This window comes from Oscillibacter sp. 1-3 (assembly GCF_000403435.2).
In the GTDB taxonomy this organism is placed as follows: Bacteria; Bacillota; Clostridia; order Oscillospirales; family Oscillospiraceae; genus Oscillibacter.
This window is the reverse complement of record NZ_KE159703.1, coordinates 183,412-198,248: the sequence shown is the minus strand read 5'-3', so window position 1 is coordinate 198,248 and position 14,837 is coordinate 183,412. Positions and strand designations below refer to the sequence as shown.

The 14,837-nt window shown below is 63.6% G+C and carries 13 protein-coding genes; 3 read left to right on the top strand and 10 right to left on the bottom strand.

Annotated features, from left to right (window positions below; genetic code table 11):
- Positions 1-198 precede the first annotated feature (198 nt).
- The 3 genes from C816_RS01005 to C816_RS00995 all read left to right on the top strand — a co-directional run bounded on the left by C816_RS01005 (position 199) and on the right by C816_RS00995 (position 3,288).
- Entirely contained in the window at positions 199-1,449 is a 1,251-nt protein-coding gene (locus tag C816_RS01005; RefSeq protein WP_016320536.1) for a dicarboxylate/amino acid:cation symporter, read from the top strand.
- 108 nt (positions 1,450-1,557) lie between these two features.
- Positions 1,558-2,859 (top strand): diaminopimelate decarboxylase, encoded by a 1,302-nt coding sequence (lysA, locus tag C816_RS01000; RefSeq protein WP_016320535.1) that lies wholly within the window; start codon positions 1,558-1,560, stop codon positions 2,857-2,859.
- A gap of 24 nt (positions 2,860-2,883) precedes the next feature.
- Entirely contained in the window at positions 2,884-3,288 is a 405-nt protein-coding gene (locus C816_RS00995) for a GNAT family N-acetyltransferase (protein ID WP_016320534.1), read from the top strand.
- 121 nt (positions 3,289-3,409) lie between these two features.
- On the opposite strand, the gene C816_RS21445 is transcribed toward C816_RS00995, so the two are convergent.
- From C816_RS21445 to dctP, 10 genes are all read right to left on the bottom strand, one after another.
- Complete coding sequence (locus C816_RS21445) at positions 3,410-4,642, bottom strand: dihydrolipoamide acetyltransferase family protein (protein ID WP_051147025.1); 1,233 nt, start codon at positions 4,640-4,642, stop codon at positions 3,410-3,412.
- 81 nt (positions 4,643-4,723) lie between these two features.
- Positions 4,724-5,707 (bottom strand): alpha-ketoacid dehydrogenase subunit beta, encoded by a 984-nt coding sequence (locus C816_RS00985; protein WP_016320532.1) that lies wholly within the window; start codon positions 5,705-5,707, stop codon positions 4,724-4,726.
- A 17-nt stretch (positions 5,708-5,724) separates the two neighbouring features.
- A complete protein-coding gene (locus tag C816_RS00980) occupies positions 5,725-6,690 on the bottom strand; it encodes a thiamine pyrophosphate-dependent dehydrogenase E1 component subunit alpha (protein WP_016320531.1) in 966 nt (321 codons plus the stop codon).
- A gap of 25 nt (positions 6,691-6,715) precedes the next feature.
- Positions 6,716-7,762 carry a zinc-binding dehydrogenase gene (locus C816_RS00975; RefSeq protein WP_016320530.1) on the bottom strand — a complete coding sequence of 349 codons (1,047 nt, stop codon included), beginning with the start codon at positions 7,760-7,762 and terminating at the stop codon, positions 6,716-6,718.
- Between the two features lie 182 nt (positions 7,763-7,944).
- Positions 7,945-9,699, bottom strand: coding sequence for a dihydrolipoyl dehydrogenase (gene lpdA / locus C816_RS00970; RefSeq protein ID WP_016320529.1), 1,755 nt, complete (start codon positions 9,697-9,699; stop codon positions 7,945-7,947).
- 15 nt (positions 9,700-9,714) lie between these two features.
- Positions 9,715-10,962: a dihydrolipoamide acetyltransferase family protein gene (locus C816_RS00965; protein WP_016320528.1), complete on the bottom strand. Its 1,248-nt coding sequence runs from the start codon at positions 10,960-10,962 to the stop codon at positions 9,715-9,717.
- A 12-nt stretch (positions 10,963-10,974) separates the two neighbouring features.
- Positions 10,975-11,955, bottom strand: coding sequence for an alpha-ketoacid dehydrogenase subunit beta (locus C816_RS00960; protein WP_016320527.1), 981 nt, complete (start codon positions 11,953-11,955; stop codon positions 10,975-10,977).
- Positions 11,952-12,956: a thiamine pyrophosphate-dependent dehydrogenase E1 component subunit alpha gene (locus C816_RS00955; RefSeq protein WP_371254339.1), complete on the bottom strand. Its 1,005-nt coding sequence runs from the start codon at positions 12,954-12,956 to the stop codon at positions 11,952-11,954. Before C816_RS00955 ends, C816_RS00960 begins: the two co-directional genes overlap by 4 nt.
- Positions 12,957-13,047: 91 nt before the next feature.
- Positions 13,048-13,536: a PPC domain-containing DNA-binding protein gene (locus tag C816_RS00950; protein ID WP_016320525.1), complete on the bottom strand. Its 489-nt coding sequence runs from the start codon at positions 13,534-13,536 to the stop codon at positions 13,048-13,050.
- Positions 13,537-13,712: 176 nt separating this feature from the next.
- A complete protein-coding gene (gene dctP, locus C816_RS00945; RefSeq protein WP_016320524.1) occupies positions 13,713-14,789 on the bottom strand; it encodes a DctP family TRAP transporter solute-binding subunit in 1,077 nt (358 codons plus the stop codon).
- Positions 14,790-14,837: the final 48 nt, after the last annotated feature.

Sequence of the window (14,837 nt, the reverse complement as noted above, 5' to 3'; positions counted from 1 at the left end):
TTATCTGTAAAATTCCAGACACCGGTTTTGTTTTATTCGACAGCTTTCATCTTCCTTCGCGGTTTTGGCATTCTTTTTGCTTATATTGACACCAGAATCCAAACCGCAAGGGAGGTCTTCCCCGGCAGCAGCCGGGCGGATGCCGCAGAAAAATCAACCAAATCTGTTCGCAAATGAGAGAAATTGAGAGGAGTCATTATGGACAAAAAAGCTGTTGCGAAAAACTACCGGTTCCTGGCAATCATGCTGGGCGCCATGGTGCTGGGCTGCGTCGTGGGCTGGTTCGCCCCTGAGTTCGGCAACAAGATCAGCTTCCTGGGCACTGTATTCATCAACATGATGTTCTGCGTGGTGGTCCCCCTGGTCTTCGCCTCCATCGCCGGGTCTGTGGCCAACATGCGCAGCCGCAAACGGGCCGGTAAGATCATGGGCACCACCGTGGCCACCTTCGTCATCACCGGCGCCATTGCCGCCGTGATTATGTTCGCCCTGATGAAGATCTTCCCCCCGGTGCTCGCCCCCTGGACGGAGCTGCCCACTGAGGAGCTGGGCGAGTACGCCTCCATCTCCGACATGATCGTCAACTTCTTCACCGCCAGCGATTTTGTGGGTCTGCTGAGCCGCCGCGCCATGCTGCCCCTGATCGTGTTCTCCGTGCTGTTCGGCTTCGCCACCAACCTCTCCGGCGGCGCAGACAGCATCGTCGGCAAGTGGCTCAGCGGCCTCACCGACGTCATGATGAAGTTCGTGCAGATCATCACCTACTACGCCCCCATCGCCTTCTTCGCCATCTTCGCCGACCTGATGGCCACCTACGGCTCCGCCATCACCGAGTCCTACGGACGGGCCATGGTGGTGTACTATCCCCTGTGCTTTATCTACATCTTCACCGCCTTCCCCCTCTTCGCCTGGTTCGGCGGCGGCAAGCACGGCATCAAGACCATGTTCAGTCATATTGCTAAGCCCGCCGTGGTGTCTCTGGGCACCTGCTCCTCCGTGGCCACCATTCCCACCAACCTCACCGAGGCGGAGGACACCGGCATCTCCAAGGACGTGGCCGAGATGGTCTGCCCCCTGGGCGCCACCATGCACATGGACGGCTCCTGCTTCTCCTGCGTTTTGAAGATCGCCTTCGTCCTGGGCGCCCTGGGCCAGGACTTCAGCTGGGGCATGCTGGTCCCCGTGGTCCTGGTGGCTGTGCTCAGCTCCGTGGGCATGAGCGGCGTCCCCGGCGGCGGCTACATCGGTGAGTATATCATCTGCTCCATCTTCTTCCCCCAGAATATTGAAATCGCCTTCCCAATTCTGGTGGCCATCGGCAACCTGGTAGATCCCCCCGCCACTATGATTAACTCCGCCGGTGACTATGTGGTCTGCTACATTGTCTCCCGCTTCGCCGACGGCAAGGACTGGCTGGACAAAGCTATTGCCAAAAAGTCCGCCGGCTGATTCAAAGCGCCCCTTTTCTCCCCTTGCGGGCATGGGTGGGGCCAGGGTGTGGTTGAGCCTTGGCCCCCGTCCATCCCCCGGCACAACAAAAGAGAAAGGAAGCATCCTATGATCTGCGACAACATCACTACGGCCGAAAATGGCCATCTCCTCTTCGCCGGGCAGGATACGGTGGACCTGGCCAAGCAGTACGGCACGCCCCTGTATCTGATGGACGAAGACCGGGTCCGGGAGAAGTGCCGGGTCTACACCGCCGCCTTCCGCAAGCACTTTGGCGATAAGGCCCGCCCCCTCTACGCCAGCAAGGCCCTTTCCTGCAAGCGCATTTACGAGATCATGCGGGAGGAGAACATGGGCATCGACGTGGTCTCCTCCGGCGAGATCTACACCGCCCTCCAGGCGGGCTACGACCTGAGCCGGGCCTACTTCCACAGCAACAACAAGACCGACGAGGACATCCGCTATGGGCTGGACCACGGCATCGGCTGCTTTGTGGCCGACAATGTGGAGGAGATCAAGGTCATCGAGGCCGAGGCCGGCGCGCGGAATATCAAACAGCCGGTCCTCCTGCGCCTCACCCCCGGCATCGACCCCCACACTTACGAGGCCATTGCCACGGGAAAGGTGGACTCCAAGTTCGGCAGCGCCATCGAGACCGGCCAGGCGGAGGAGATCACCGCCTTCACCCTGAAGCAGCCCCATGTGGATCTGGCGGGTTTCCACTGCCACGTGGGCTCCCAGGTCTTTGCCGAGGACGTATTTGAGCGGGCCGCCGTCATCATGCTGGAGTTCGTGGCTGAGATGAAGAAAAAATACGGCTACATGGCCCGCCAGCTGGACCTGGGCGGCGGTTACGGCGTGCGGTACGTGGACAGCGATCCCTTCCTGGATGTGGACACCAAGGTGGGCGAGGTGGCCGCGGCCATTCAGGAGACCTGCGCACGCCTCGGCATCGAGATGCCGGAGATCCACATGGAGCCGGGCCGCAGCATTGTGGCCGACGCAGGCATGACCCTCTATACCGCCGGCACCGTCAAGCGCATCCCCGGCTACAAAAACTACGTCTCCGTAGACGGCGGCATGCCGGACCACCCCCGCTTCGCCCTGTACGGCTCACCGTACACCTGCCTGCTGGCTAACAAGATGAACGAGGCCGCGGACTTCGAGTGCTCCGTGGTGGGCCGCTGCTGCGAGAGCGGCGACATCATCCAGGAGCACGTGAAGCTCCCTCGAAGCGTTGGCCGGGGGGACATCGTGGCGGTGTGCACCACCGGCGCGTACCACTACTCCATGGCCTCCAACTACAACCGCCTGCCCCGCCCCCCCATCGTCATGCTCCGGGGCGGCAAGGAGAGCTATGCGGCCGTCCGCCGGGAGTCCCTGGAGGACCTGTGCCGCAACGACCTCTGATCCGGGCGGCGGAACGAGGCCGGTATGGAGATCAAATACCGCGATACCCGTGAATTGAGCCGGGACGATCTGGAGGCTCTGTTTCTCTCAGTGGAGTGGTCCTCCGGCCACTATCCGGACAAGCTGCGCAAGGCCATGAGGCATTTTGAAACGGTGTACACCGCCTGGGACGGGGATACCCTGGCCGGCCTGGTGTGCGCCATGGACGACGGCGTCATGACCGCGTACATCCACTACCTGCTGGTGCGGCCGGAGTACCAGCACACGGGGATTGGAACGCATCTGGTCGAGCTGATGAAGGATCGTTACCGGAACTTTCTTCGCATTGTACTGGTGGCCTATGACAAGGAGATCGGATTCTATCAGTCCTGCGGCTTTCAAAGACCAGACGGTTACAGCCCCATGTTCATCACAGAGCTCTGGACCTGAATGGACCCCCCTGGCGCGAAGCGTTTTGGCTCCGCGTCAGGGGGGTAAAATTATGTTCGTATTGGGTTATGGTTCCGTTCTCTGTCCCGCCCGCTCGGCTCGAAGCCGCAGGGGGCAAATATCAGGCCGTAATCAGCTGGGGGTGCTCCAGCAGGTACTGGAGGTCCTTGAATACCTTTCCCGCCTCCAGGCCGTCCACCACCCGGTGGTCAAACGTCAGATAGACCCACATCATCTCCCGGGGGGCCAGGGTGCCGTCGGGGAGATAACCGGGCTTGCGGGTAGTGCGGCCAAAGCCGAAGATGCCCACCTCCGGCGGGTTGAGGATCGGCGTGGACATGTCGATGGGGAACATGCCCACGTTGGAAACCGTACAGGTGCCGCAGCTCTGCTCCCCATTGCGCAACGCCTTGTCCCGGGCCCGCCGGCCCAGGTCCTTGGCCGCAAGGCTCAGCTCCGTCAGGGTCAGGGTGTCCGCGTTTTTGATGACGGGCACCATGAGCCCGCCCTCGGTGGCCACCGCCAGAGACAGCTGGACGTGCTTGTGGGAATAGAGCGTCTTGCCGTCAAAGGTGGCGTTGACCGTGGGGTGGTTTTTCAGCACCTTGCACACGGCCATGCAGAGCAGGTCGTTCACCGTCACCCGGCAGCCCAGGTACGCCTCTCCCTCCACCAGCTTCCTCCGCAGGGCCAGCAGCTCCGTCACATCCACCTCGCACATGGCAGTGCACTGGGCGGACTGCTGGAGGCTGGTCATCATGTTCCGGGCAATGGTCTTGCGGACGCCGGTCCAGGGGATGGCCGTGACCTCGTCCTCCACCGCCGCCGGGACGGCGGAAGCCGCGGCGGGCGCGGCCCTCCGGGACTCCAGATAGGCCGTCACATCCCTGGCGGCCACGCGCCGCCCGTCGGGGCCGCTGCCGGCGGGAACGTCTGCCAGGTCGATCACCGCCTCCCGGGCCATCTTCCGGGCAAGGCCCGTGGCCCGGACATGACGCCGGCCCTGGGGTGCAGGCGCCTCCGCCGGAGCAGGGGCCGTCTGCCGGGCAGGAACTGCCGCCGGGGCGCTCTCCGCAGCCGCCGGAGCCCCGCCGCCCGTCAGGGCGTCGTATTCCTCCTTCGTCTCCGTGACCCAGGCGATGGGCCTGCCCACCTCCACCGTCTCCCCGGCGGGCTCCAGAATGTGGAGGTAGCCGCCGTGGACGCTCTCGTACTCAATGGTGTTCTTCTCGTTCTCGTACTCCATGATGGCGTCGCCCTTTTGGATCAGGGCCCCCTCGGCGGCCTTCCACTCGCTGATGGTGCCCTCCACCATGGTCAGACCCGCCTTTGGCATCGGAATATCAATACGCATCGGTTTTCCTCGCCGCCTTCCCGGCCGGGTCTCCCCCGCCTGACGGCTCCTCCTTCCTGATTTTTCCTCCGTGCCATGCGCTTACTTCATCATGGCCCGGATGGAGGCGCAGATGCGCTCCACATCGGGGATGGCATACTTCTCCATGGGGATGTTGTAGGGCATGGGCACATCCAGCGCCGCGATGCGGACCACGGGACCGTCCAGCTCGTCGTACTGCTCCTCCTGGAACCGGGCGATGAGCTCCGCGCCGATGCCGGCGGTCTTGCCGCTCTCCTCCACAATGGCGGCCCGGTGGGTCTTCCGGATGGACTGGTAGATGGTGTCCGTGTCCAGAGGGGCCAGGGTCCGGGGGTCAATGACCTCCACCTCGATGCCCTCGGCGGAGAGCTTCTCCGCCGCCTCCAGGGCCCGGGGCACCATCAGCCCGATGGCCACCAGGGTCACGTCCCTGCCGGGGCGCTTCACGTCGGCCACGCCGATGGGAATGGTGTAATCGCTCCCGTAGACATCATCGGCGATCTCCTGCTTCGCCTGGTAGAGCTGCTTGGGCTCGCAGAAGAGGACCGGATTGTCCGACCGGATGGCGGATTTCAAAAGCCCCTTGGCGTCATAGGCACAGGAGGGGGTGATAATGGTCAGCCCCGGGGCGTGCATGAAGAGGCTCTCCACCACGTTGGAGTGCTCGCTCCCCGCGCCGTTGGACGCGCCGGAGGCGCACCGGATCACCAGGGGCAGCTTGTACTCCGGCCCGTGCATATACCGCCACTTGCCCACCAGGTGGAAGATCTCCGTGAACGCCACCATGGTAAAGTCGGCGTACATCAGCTCCACGCAGGGCCGCAGGCCGGTGATGGCCGCGCCCACGGCGGAGGAGACAATGGCGGTCTCCGCGATGGGGGTGTTCCGCACCCGCTTGGGGCCGAACTCCTCCAGCAGTCCCCGGGTCTCGCCGAAGATGCCGCCGAACTCCGCCACATCCTCGCCGTAGACCACGATTTTGCCGTCCCGGCGCATCTCCTCTTTCAGCGCGTCGTTGATGGCCTTTACATATGGAACCTTCATCTCGCTCTCCCCCCTTCTCAGGCGTACAGCCCGTCGTAGATCTCGTCCGGCGTCATGGACGGCGCGGCCTCCGCCTGGGCGATGGCCGCCTCCATCTCCGCGTCGAAGGCGCTCCGCTGCGCCGCGGCCTCCTCCGCCGTCAGCACGCCCTGCCGGGCCAGCATGGCCTCCAGGTTCTTCACACAGTCCCGGTTCTCCATCCATTCTTTCGCCACGGCACCGTCCCGGTAGGCGCACTGGTCGCCCTCGAAGTGGCCTCTCCAGCGGTAGTCCTTGCACTCCAGCACCGCGGGGCCCTTGCGGTCGCGGACGTATTCGCTCATCTCCTTTGCCGCCTCGTACACCGCCAGCACATCCGTGCCGTCGGCCACCCGGGCGGGCATACCGTAGCCCGCGGCCCGGTCCGCCAGGGCGTTCTCCACGGGGATGCTGGTGGAGACGTGGGTGGAGATGGCAAACTGATTGTTCTCGCAGACAAACAGCACCGGCAGCTTCCAGGCTGCCGCCAGGTTCATTGCCTCATACACCGGGCCCCGGCTGGAGGTGCCGTCTCCCATGAACATATAGACGATGTTGTCCCGGCCCTCCATGTCCAGGGTCAGGGCCGCGCCCACGGCCACACCGGCGTCACAGCCCAGCGTGCCGGACATGCCCAGCACGCCGGTGCGAAGTTCGCCGATGTGGAGGCTGCCGCCCCGCCCGCCGGAGTTGCCGGTCTTCTTGGCCAGCAGCTCGCCGAAGAGCATCTCCAGCGGCGTGCCCAGCATCCGGGGCATGGCGGTGGGGCGGTGGGTCAGCTTGAAGTAGTCCCCCGGCTTCCGGGTGGACAGCGTGCCCACATAGGCGGCCTCCTGGCCCACGCCGCTGTGGACGTGGCCCGGCACCCGGCCTTGGGCGTAGAGGTCCTTCATCTTCTCCTCCAAGAGACGGGTCTCCAGCAGGTTTTTGTGGATCTCCAGCAAAAATTCCTTGGAATACTGCATCAGCATTGCCTCCTCTATCGTCGATTTACGGAATCAGCAGCATCTTTCCCGGCGCGCCGCCCTGAATGGCCGCCAGGGCATCCTCAAAGCCGTCCAGGGGATACCGTCCGCCCATCACCGGCTCCAGGGAGAAGCCGGGGGACTGCAAGATCTCCATGCAGTCGTCCCAGGTGGCGAACATCTGCCGCCCGGAGACGCCGGTGTACTGGATCTCCCGGTAGATGATGTCTTCGGTGAGGTTCACGGGAATCTCTCCGCTGGGCAGGCCCACGGAGACCATCCGGCCCCCCTTCCGCAGGGCCCGCAGTCCCGCCACGATGGCCCTCCCGTTCCCGGTGATGTCAATGGCGGCGTCCGCCCCCGCGCCGCCGGTCTCCCTGCGGACGGCCTGGACGATGTCCGTCTCCATGCTGTTGATGGTGACGTCGGCCCCCATGGCCTCCGCCAGCTTCAGCTTCTCCGGCAGAATGTCGCAGGCGATGATCCGTCTGGCCCCGTGGGCTTTGCAGGCTCCTGCCACCATCAATCCGATGGGGCCGCAGCCGCTGACCAGGACCGCCTTGCCCCGGACCTCCGCCTTCTCCACGCCGTGGACGCCGGCGCCCATGGCCTCCAGCATGGCCCCCATCTCATAGGAGACGCCGTCTCCCAGGCGGACGATGCAGTCCTTGGGCACCGGGGCGTACTCGGCAAAGGCCCCCGGCTCCGTGACGCCGAAGAGCTTCATGTTCTCACAGATGTGACGCCGGTCATTTTCACACTGGAAGCAGTGGTTGCAGGGGATGTGGGTCTCCACGGAGATCCGGTCCCCCACCTGGAAGCCTGTGACGTTTTTTCCGATCTCCACAATCTCTCCGGCAGTCTCGTGGCCGAAGACAATGGGAAGATTCTTCATCCGGTTTGCGGCCCACTCGTTCCAGCCGTAAATGTGCAGATCCGTCCCGCAGATGGCGGAGGCATGGACCTTCATCAGCACCTCATCGTCTCCGGTCTGGGGGATGGGAAGGTCCGTCCGGTACTCCGCGCCCTTCCCCGGCGCCATTTTGCAGACGCCGCGCATGGTTCCCTCCATGGCAAGACACTCCTTTCACAGTAACATTTTGAAAAAGGGTCCCGCAGGGAGCCCCGCCTGGGGGACCTGCGCACACCCCTCCTTCCCGTCGAACCGGTCTTCTTTTAGCTTAGAGCCCCGAAGGTATCACATCTTCGGGGCTCTTTGCTGTCCTGGCTGTTCTGACGAGCTTCTCAGCCGCTTTATTTGTTGGAGGTGTGGATGGCCCGCTTCTCGGCCTGGAGGGCGGCCTCCCGCATGGTCTCGGTGACCGTGGGATGGGAGTGGATGGTGGCGATGATCTCATCCAGAGTCATCTCCTCGCCGATGGCAAGCGCGCCCTCGGCGATCAGGTCCGTTGCCCGGGGCCCGATGATGTGCATGCCCAGGATCTCGCCGTACTCCTTGCCGGCGATGATCTTCACCAGGCCCTCGCCGCCGTTGATAATCAAGGCCTTGCCGTTGGCGCTCATGGGGAATTTGCCAACCTTATACTCAATGCCCTGGGCCTTGCACTGCTCCTCCGTGAGGCCCACGGACGCGGCCTCCGGCTCAATGTAGACACAGGTGGGGTTGGTCTTCTCGTCGTAGTACGCCTCATGGCCGCAGATGTTCTCCGCCGCCACCTCGCCCATGGCGCTGGCGGTGTGGGCCAGCTGGGCGCGGCCCATGACGCAGTCGCCAATGGCGTACACACCGGGGATATTGGTCTCCATCTTGTCGTTGACGATAATCCGGCCCCGGTCATTGGCAATCTTCCCGGCCTCCAGGTTGAGGCTGGCGGTGTTGGCCTTGCGGCCGATGGCCACCAGCACCTTCTCCGCCTCAAAGCTGACGGTCTCGCCGGCCTTGTTTTTGCACACAACCTTCGCACCCGCCGGGCTGGACTCAACGGACTGCACGGGGCACTCCAGGTTGAACTCCATGCCCATCTTCTTCATGTGGGCCACGCCGATCTTGGTCAGGTCGCCGTCCAGCATGGGCAGCATATGGTCCATGGCCTCCACCACAGTGATTTTGGTGCCGAAGGCCGCGTAGGCGCAGGCCAGCTCCAATCCGATGACGCCGCCGCCGATGACCACCATGGACTTCGGCAGAGCCTCCAGGCTCAGCGCGCCGGTGGAGTCGATGCAGTTGGGATTCTCCTTGATGCCGGGGATGGGGGGCACGGAGTTGACAGAGCCGGTGGCCACAATGATGGCGTCCGCCGTCATCTCCTCCGCGCTGCCGTCGGGCTTCTTCACGGAGATCTTCTTCTCCCCGACGAAGCTGGCCTCGCCGTCGATCTTCTTCACCTTGTTCATCTTGAGAAGGCCCGCCACGCCGGAGGTGAGCTTCTTGGAGATGTCGTTCTTGTGGGCGATGACCTGGGGGAAGTTGACCTTGACGCCCTCGACTTCCACGCCGATCTCCTTACCCTGATTTTTGATGTCCTCCACCAGCTCGGCGGAGTGCAGCAGGCACTTGGTGGGAATGCAGCCCACGTTCAGGCAGGTGCCGCCCAGGTACTGTTTTTCAATGACCGTCACCTTGGCGCCCAGCTGGGCCGCCCGGATAGCGGCCACATACCCGCCGGGGCCGCCGCCGATGACGATCACGCTCGTATCACCGGCGGGTTTTGCAGGCGCCGCAGGCGCGGCAGTTGCCGCGGCAGCGGCGGGAGCCGGCGCGAAAGGGACTGCCGGGGCGGCGGGAGCCGGAGCTCCGCCAATCGCCTCTCCGGGCTGGCCGATCCAGGCCAGAGTGCCCTTCACCGGCACATCTTCGCCCTCCTGGGCCACGATCTTCAAAAGAGTGCCCTCGGCCTCGCTGGCCACCTCGTTGGTCAGCTTGTCGGTGGTGATCTCCAAAATCACATCGCCTACTTTGACGGCGTCGCCCTCATGCTTAATCCACTTGGAGACGGTGCCCTCCTCCATGGTCAGCCCCAGCTGGGGCATTTTCACTTCAAAAGCCATTGGTGGTTCCTCCTATCAGAGCAGAATGCTCATGGGCTTCTCCAGCAGATCCCGCAGGTCCATCTCAAACTTGGCCACAACGGACCCGTCCAGCAGGCGGTGGTCCAGGGTGCAGGAGAGACGCATGACCTGCTTTTTGAAGAGCTTGCCCTCGCCGTCCAGATCCAGCTCGTCGTGAATGGCGCACACGCCCAGAATGGCGGCATCCGGCTGGTTGATGATGGGGGTGAAGGTCTCAATGCCGAACATGCCCAAGTTGGACACGGTAAAGGTGGAGCCCTTGTACTCGTCGGCCCCCAGCTTGTTCTCCTTGGCCCGGGAGGCCAGATCCTTGGCTGCGGCGGACAGGGCGTCCAGGCTCAGCTTGTCGGCGTCCCGGATCACGGGGACGATGAGTCCGGCGTCCAACGCCACGGCCATACCCAGGTTCACGTGGGCCCGCTGAATGATCTGCTCGCCGTCCAGGCTCACCAGCATCTCGGGGTGCTGGCGCAGGCACTTGGCGGTGGCCTTCAAAACGAGGTCGTTGACGGAGTATTTCTTGCCGGTCTCCGCCAGCAGCATTTTGCGGAACTTCATCAGTGCGGTGACGTCCACCTTGATGTTCTGGGTCACCGGCGGAATCTCGTTGTGGGAGGCCCACATCCGCTGGGACACCACCTTGCGCATCCCCGCCAGCTTGATGACGGTGTCGCCCTCCATCAGCTCCAGGGAGCCGGCCTTGGCGGCGGGGGCGGCAGGAGCCGGGGCGGGGGCAGCGGCGGGAGCGTTCTTCTGGATCTCGGAGGCGGCCAGGATGTCCTTTAGGACGATCCGGCCGGAGGGGCCGGTGCCGGCGATGCCGGCATAGTTCACGCCCAGCTTGGCCGCGGTCTTCCGGGCCAGGGGGGAGATGCGGATGCGGGCGCCGTTCGCGGCGGCCGCAGGAGCCGGAGCAGCGGTGGGAGCGGCAGCAGCCGCAGGGGCCGCGGCAGGGGCAGGGGCAGACGCTCCGCCAACGGCCTCTCCGCCAGAGAGGCTCTCTCCGGGCTGGCCGATATAGGCCAGCAGTCCCTTGACGGGGATGTCCTCCCCCTCCTGGGCCACGATTTTCAGCAGCACGCCGTCGTGCTCGCTGGCCACCTCGTTGGTCAGCTTGTCGGTGGTGATCTCCAGAATCACATCGCCGGCCTTTACCTCATCGCCCTCGTGCTTGATCCACTGGGAGACGGTGCCCTCCTCCATGGTCAGGCCCAGCTGGGGCATCAGTACTTCAAATGCCATGATTCACCCTCCTCACTTGTTCAGCACGCGCTTGACGGCCTTGACGATGGTGTCGGGGTGGGGGAAGTTCTCGTCCTCCAAAGTGGGGCTGAAGGGGGGCACGATGTTCAGCCCGCACACCCGCTCCACGGGGGCGTCCAGCTCGTCGAACAGCTCCTCGGCGATCTGGGCGGAGATCTCGCCGGCGTAGCTGCCGCGCTTGACCTCCTCGGAAACGATGACGGCGTTGTGGGTCTTGGACACGGACTTCACGATGGCGTCCCAGTCCAGGGGCACCAGGCTCCTCAGGTCCAGCACCTCCACGTCGATGCCCTCGGCGGCCAGGGTCTGAGCGGCATCCAGGGAGAAGTTGACCTCACGGCTCCAGGTGATGATGGTCAGGTCCCTGCCCTCCCGCTTCACATCGGCCTGGCCCAGGGGGATCAGGTACTCCTCCTCGGGGATCTCCTCCTTCTTGGCGTACAGCAGCTTGTGCTCCAGCACGATGACGGGATCGTCGTCCCGGATGGCGGTTTTCAGCATACCCTTGGCGTCCTTGGCGGAGCAGGGGGCGATGACCTTCAATCCGGGGAAGTGGCAGAAGAAGTTCTCCAGGGACTGGGAGTGCTGGCCGGCGTTGCGGCGGCCGGCGCCCATGGGGGCCCGGAGCACCATGGGAACGGTGGCCTGCCCGCCGCTCATGTAGCGCATCTTGGCGGCCTGGTTCAGCAGGGGATCGGCGGCCACGGTGGCAAAGTCGTCATACATCAGCTCTACCACGGGACGCATGCCCCGCATGGCCGCGCCTACGGCCATGCCGCAGAAGCCCTCCTCACTGATGGGCGTATCGATCACCCGGTTGGGGCCGAACTCCTCCAAAAAGCCCCGGGTGATGGCAAACACGTTGCCCATAACGGCCATATCCTCGCCCATGATGAACACCTTGTCGTCACGGACCATTTCCTCGTGCAGGGCCTCGCCAATGGCCTTGCTGACGGTAATCTTCTTGCTCATCTTGCCACACACCTTTCGTTGTCAGAGGCATAGACATCCGTCACCGCCTCGGAGGGATCGGGATACTCGGAATCAACAGCAAACTGCACGGCGGCGTTCATCTCGTCGTCGGCGGCCTTCTTGATGGCCTCCAGCTCCTCGGCGGCGACGCCCATCTCCATCAGGCGTCTGCCCATCTTCTCAATGGCGTCGTTTTCCAGGGCCTTCTCCATGTACTCGTCGGGACGGTACACGGCGGGGTCTCCGCAGTAGTGGCCCTGATAGCGGTAGACCTTGGCCTCCACCACGTAGGGACCCTTGCCGCTGCGGGCATGGTCCATGGCCTTCACCATGGCCTCGTAGACGGCCACCGCGTCGGTGCCGTCCACCACGGCGAAGGGCACGTCGTAGGCGGCGGCGCGGGGCGCCAGATCCGGTGTGTTGGTGACACGGTGGATCTCGGTGGACACGCCGTAGCAGTTGTTCTCAATGAACCAGACCACGGGGAGCTTCCAGGCGGCGGCCATGTTCAGGTTCTCATGGAAGGTGCCCTCGTTGGTGGAGCTGTCGCCAAAGCACCCAACGGTGACGGCGTTGTCCCCCAGGATCTTGGAGGCCAGCGCACTGCCGGCGGAGATGCCCTGGCCCGCGCCTACGATGCCGTTGGCGCCCAGGTGGTTCATCTTCTTCATGTCCGCGATGTGCATGGAGCCGCCCTTGCCCTGGCAGTAGCCCGTCTTCTTGCCGAAGAGCTCCGCCATGCAGAGGTTGGGATCCATGCCCCGGGCGATGGCGTGGCCGTGGCCCCGGTGGGTGGAGGTGAAGTAGTCCTGGGGCTGGATGGCGGCAAAGGCGCCCGCCGCGGCCGCCTCCTGCCCAATGCTCAGGTGGATGTTGCCGGCCAGCATACCCTTGGTGAAGCACTCGGCGGCCTTCTCCTCGAAGGTCCTGATGCGCACCATCGTGCGGTAAAAATCAGTCAGCTGTTCCTTGGAGTATTTCTTGTTAGCCAATGTTTTCACGCCTTTCCATAAATGTATCTTGTCCCCGGGACGGCCCCGCGGCGGGGCCGCCCATGGGGCGGGATCTTCAAGTCATACGCTCCGGCGGGGCTCAGAGCTGCTGGGGAGAGAGCAGCGGCACCTCCAGCTCCGGGTCCATCTTCCGGCGCATATCCACGCCCTCGATCTCCCCGATCACCGCGTCGGTGGTCAGCAGCACCTTGGTGCCCTCCACCAGATGGCCGCCGTAGGCCCTGCCGTCCTGGTCGGCCAGGTCCACGTGAACGTGGAGATTGACGGCGCCGCTGTCGTCGTGGCAGATGATGCCGCTGGCGCTGAGCAGCTCAATGGGCCCATCCAGCTGGAGGGGATCGCCGTAGCCGTACTTCGCCCGCTTCTCTGCGATCTCAATGGGATCGCAGAAGCGCACATGGGCAAGGCTGCCGATGGCGCTGAGGATCACGCCGTTGCTGATGCCCGCCTTTTCGCAGGCCTCCTGGAGCCCCAGCAGAACGTCCGTGCCCGGCTTCAGCCGAAGCACCACGACCCGTCCCAGCTTGCCCTCGGCCATCTGAATATTGTTGTTATTATTATTGTCCATATTTTACCCTCTATTTTTGTATAAATTGCATAAAATTTTGGAAAATTTGGGCATGGAGAAAGCACGCGGCGCATTTGCCGCCACGTGCTTTCTCTCTAACGCAACCTTAAAACGAGTCGTTTGTCAGGGGGAACGCACTCCGGTAGAGCGTCATTCAAATTGGGTATCCCCTCAGATTATTTCGTGAACACGTCAATCAGGTCCTGACCGATCATGTCAACGAACTGAGGATCGGTATAGATGCCGGCAGCGGCCTGACGGAACTCCTCGGCGGCCTCGGGGGTCAGCTCGGAAACGGTGACGCCAGCGGCCCTCCAGGCCTCCAGCACCTCCTGGTCGCCCTGACGCTCCAGAGCGCGCTGATTCTGGGCGGCTTTCAGGCCGCACTCGTCAACGATCTTCTGCAGCTCGGGGGACAGGGAGTTGTACAGCTCGCCGTTCATGGTGAAGAAGATGCAGTCATACACGCCGGTCCAGTAGGTGACGTACTTCTGAACCTCCTGAATGGAGGCGCCGTTGGCGGTGGGCAGGGGGTTCTCCTGGCCGTCATAGGTGCCGGTCTGCAGGCCGGTGTAGACCTCGGACCAGTTGGCGTTGGTGTAGTTGGCGCCCCAGGCGGCATACTCGGCGTTCAGCAGGTCGGAACCGGCCACGCGGAGCTTCAGGCCCTGCATATCGGCCAACTTCTCGATGGGACGCTTGCTGTTGGTGGGATGACGGAAGCCGTTCTCCGCGATGCCCAGCAGGTGCAGGCCCATGGACTCCACGACCTCGCCCACGGCCTTGCCGGCGTCGCCGTCCAGCTTGGCGTCAACGTCGTCGAAGGAGTCGAACAGGAAGGGCAGGGAGACCACGTTCAGGCGCTTGTCGAAGTTGGAGTAGATGATGTTGGAGTGGGCGGACAGCTCAATGGTGCCGTCCATAACGCCCTGGATGCCCTCGGTCTGGTTGCCGGAGGTCAGCTGGTCGGCGGCGTAGACCTCCACGGTGATGGCGCCGCCGGTGGCCTCGCTGACCATCTGGCCGAAGTCGCGGCCCATGTCGGCCCAGCAGGTGTTCTCGGTGGCAGAGCAGGTGTACTTCCAGGTCATCTTCGGGAACTCGGTGGCGCCGCCGTCGCTGGGGGCGGGGGTATCGTTGTTGGCGGGGGTGTCGTTGTTGGCAGGGGTGCTGCCGCCGCCGTCATTGCCGCCGCAGGCGGCCAGAGACAGGCACATGGCCAGAGTCATGAGCAGTGCAAGAAACTTTTTCATTGGTTTTCCTCCTTAAAATTTACAGTTGCGTTTATCTGAGATCACTTT

Excerpts from the sequence above, each read along its gene's own strand:
- C816_RS00950 (WP_016320525.1), bottom strand. The coding sequence starts at position 13,536 with ATGGACAATAATAATAACAACAATATTCAGATGGCCGAGGGCAAGCTG.
- C816_RS00985 (WP_016320532.1), bottom strand. The coding sequence starts at position 5,707 with ATGAAGGTTCCATATGTAAAGGCCATCAACGACGCGCTGAAAGAGGAG.
- C816_RS00965 (WP_016320528.1), bottom strand. The coding sequence starts at position 10,962 with ATGGCATTTGAAGTACTGATGCCCCAGCTGGGCCTGACCATGGAGGAG.
- C816_RS01005 (WP_016320536.1), top strand. The coding sequence starts at position 199 with ATGGACAAAAAAGCTGTTGCGAAAAACTACCGGTTCCTGGCAATCATG.
- lysA (WP_016320535.1), top strand. The coding sequence starts at position 1,558 with ATGATCTGCGACAACATCACTACGGCCGAAAATGGCCATCTCCTCTTC.
- C816_RS00975 (WP_016320530.1), bottom strand. The coding sequence starts at position 7,762 with ATGGAGGGAACCATGCGCGGCGTCTGCAAAATGGCGCCGGGGAAGGGC.
- C816_RS00960 (WP_016320527.1), bottom strand. The coding sequence starts at position 11,955 with ATGAGCAAGAAGATTACCGTCAGCAAGGCCATTGGCGAGGCCCTGCAC.
- C816_RS00980 (WP_016320531.1), bottom strand. The coding sequence starts at position 6,690 with ATGCAGTATTCCAAGGAATTTTTGCTGGAGATCCACAAAAACCTGCTG.
- C816_RS21445 (WP_051147025.1), bottom strand. The coding sequence starts at position 4,642 with ATGCGTATTGATATTCCGATGCCAAAGGCGGGTCTGACCATGGTGGAG.
- dctP (WP_016320524.1), bottom strand. The coding sequence starts at position 14,789 with ATGAAAAAGTTTCTTGCACTGCTCATGACTCTGGCCATGTGCCTGTCT.
- C816_RS00995 (WP_016320534.1), top strand. The coding sequence starts at position 2,884 with ATGGAGATCAAATACCGCGATACCCGTGAATTGAGCCGGGACGATCTG.
- lpdA (WP_016320529.1), bottom strand. The coding sequence starts at position 9,699 with ATGGCTTTTGAAGTGAAAATGCCCCAGCTGGGGCTGACCATGGAGGAG.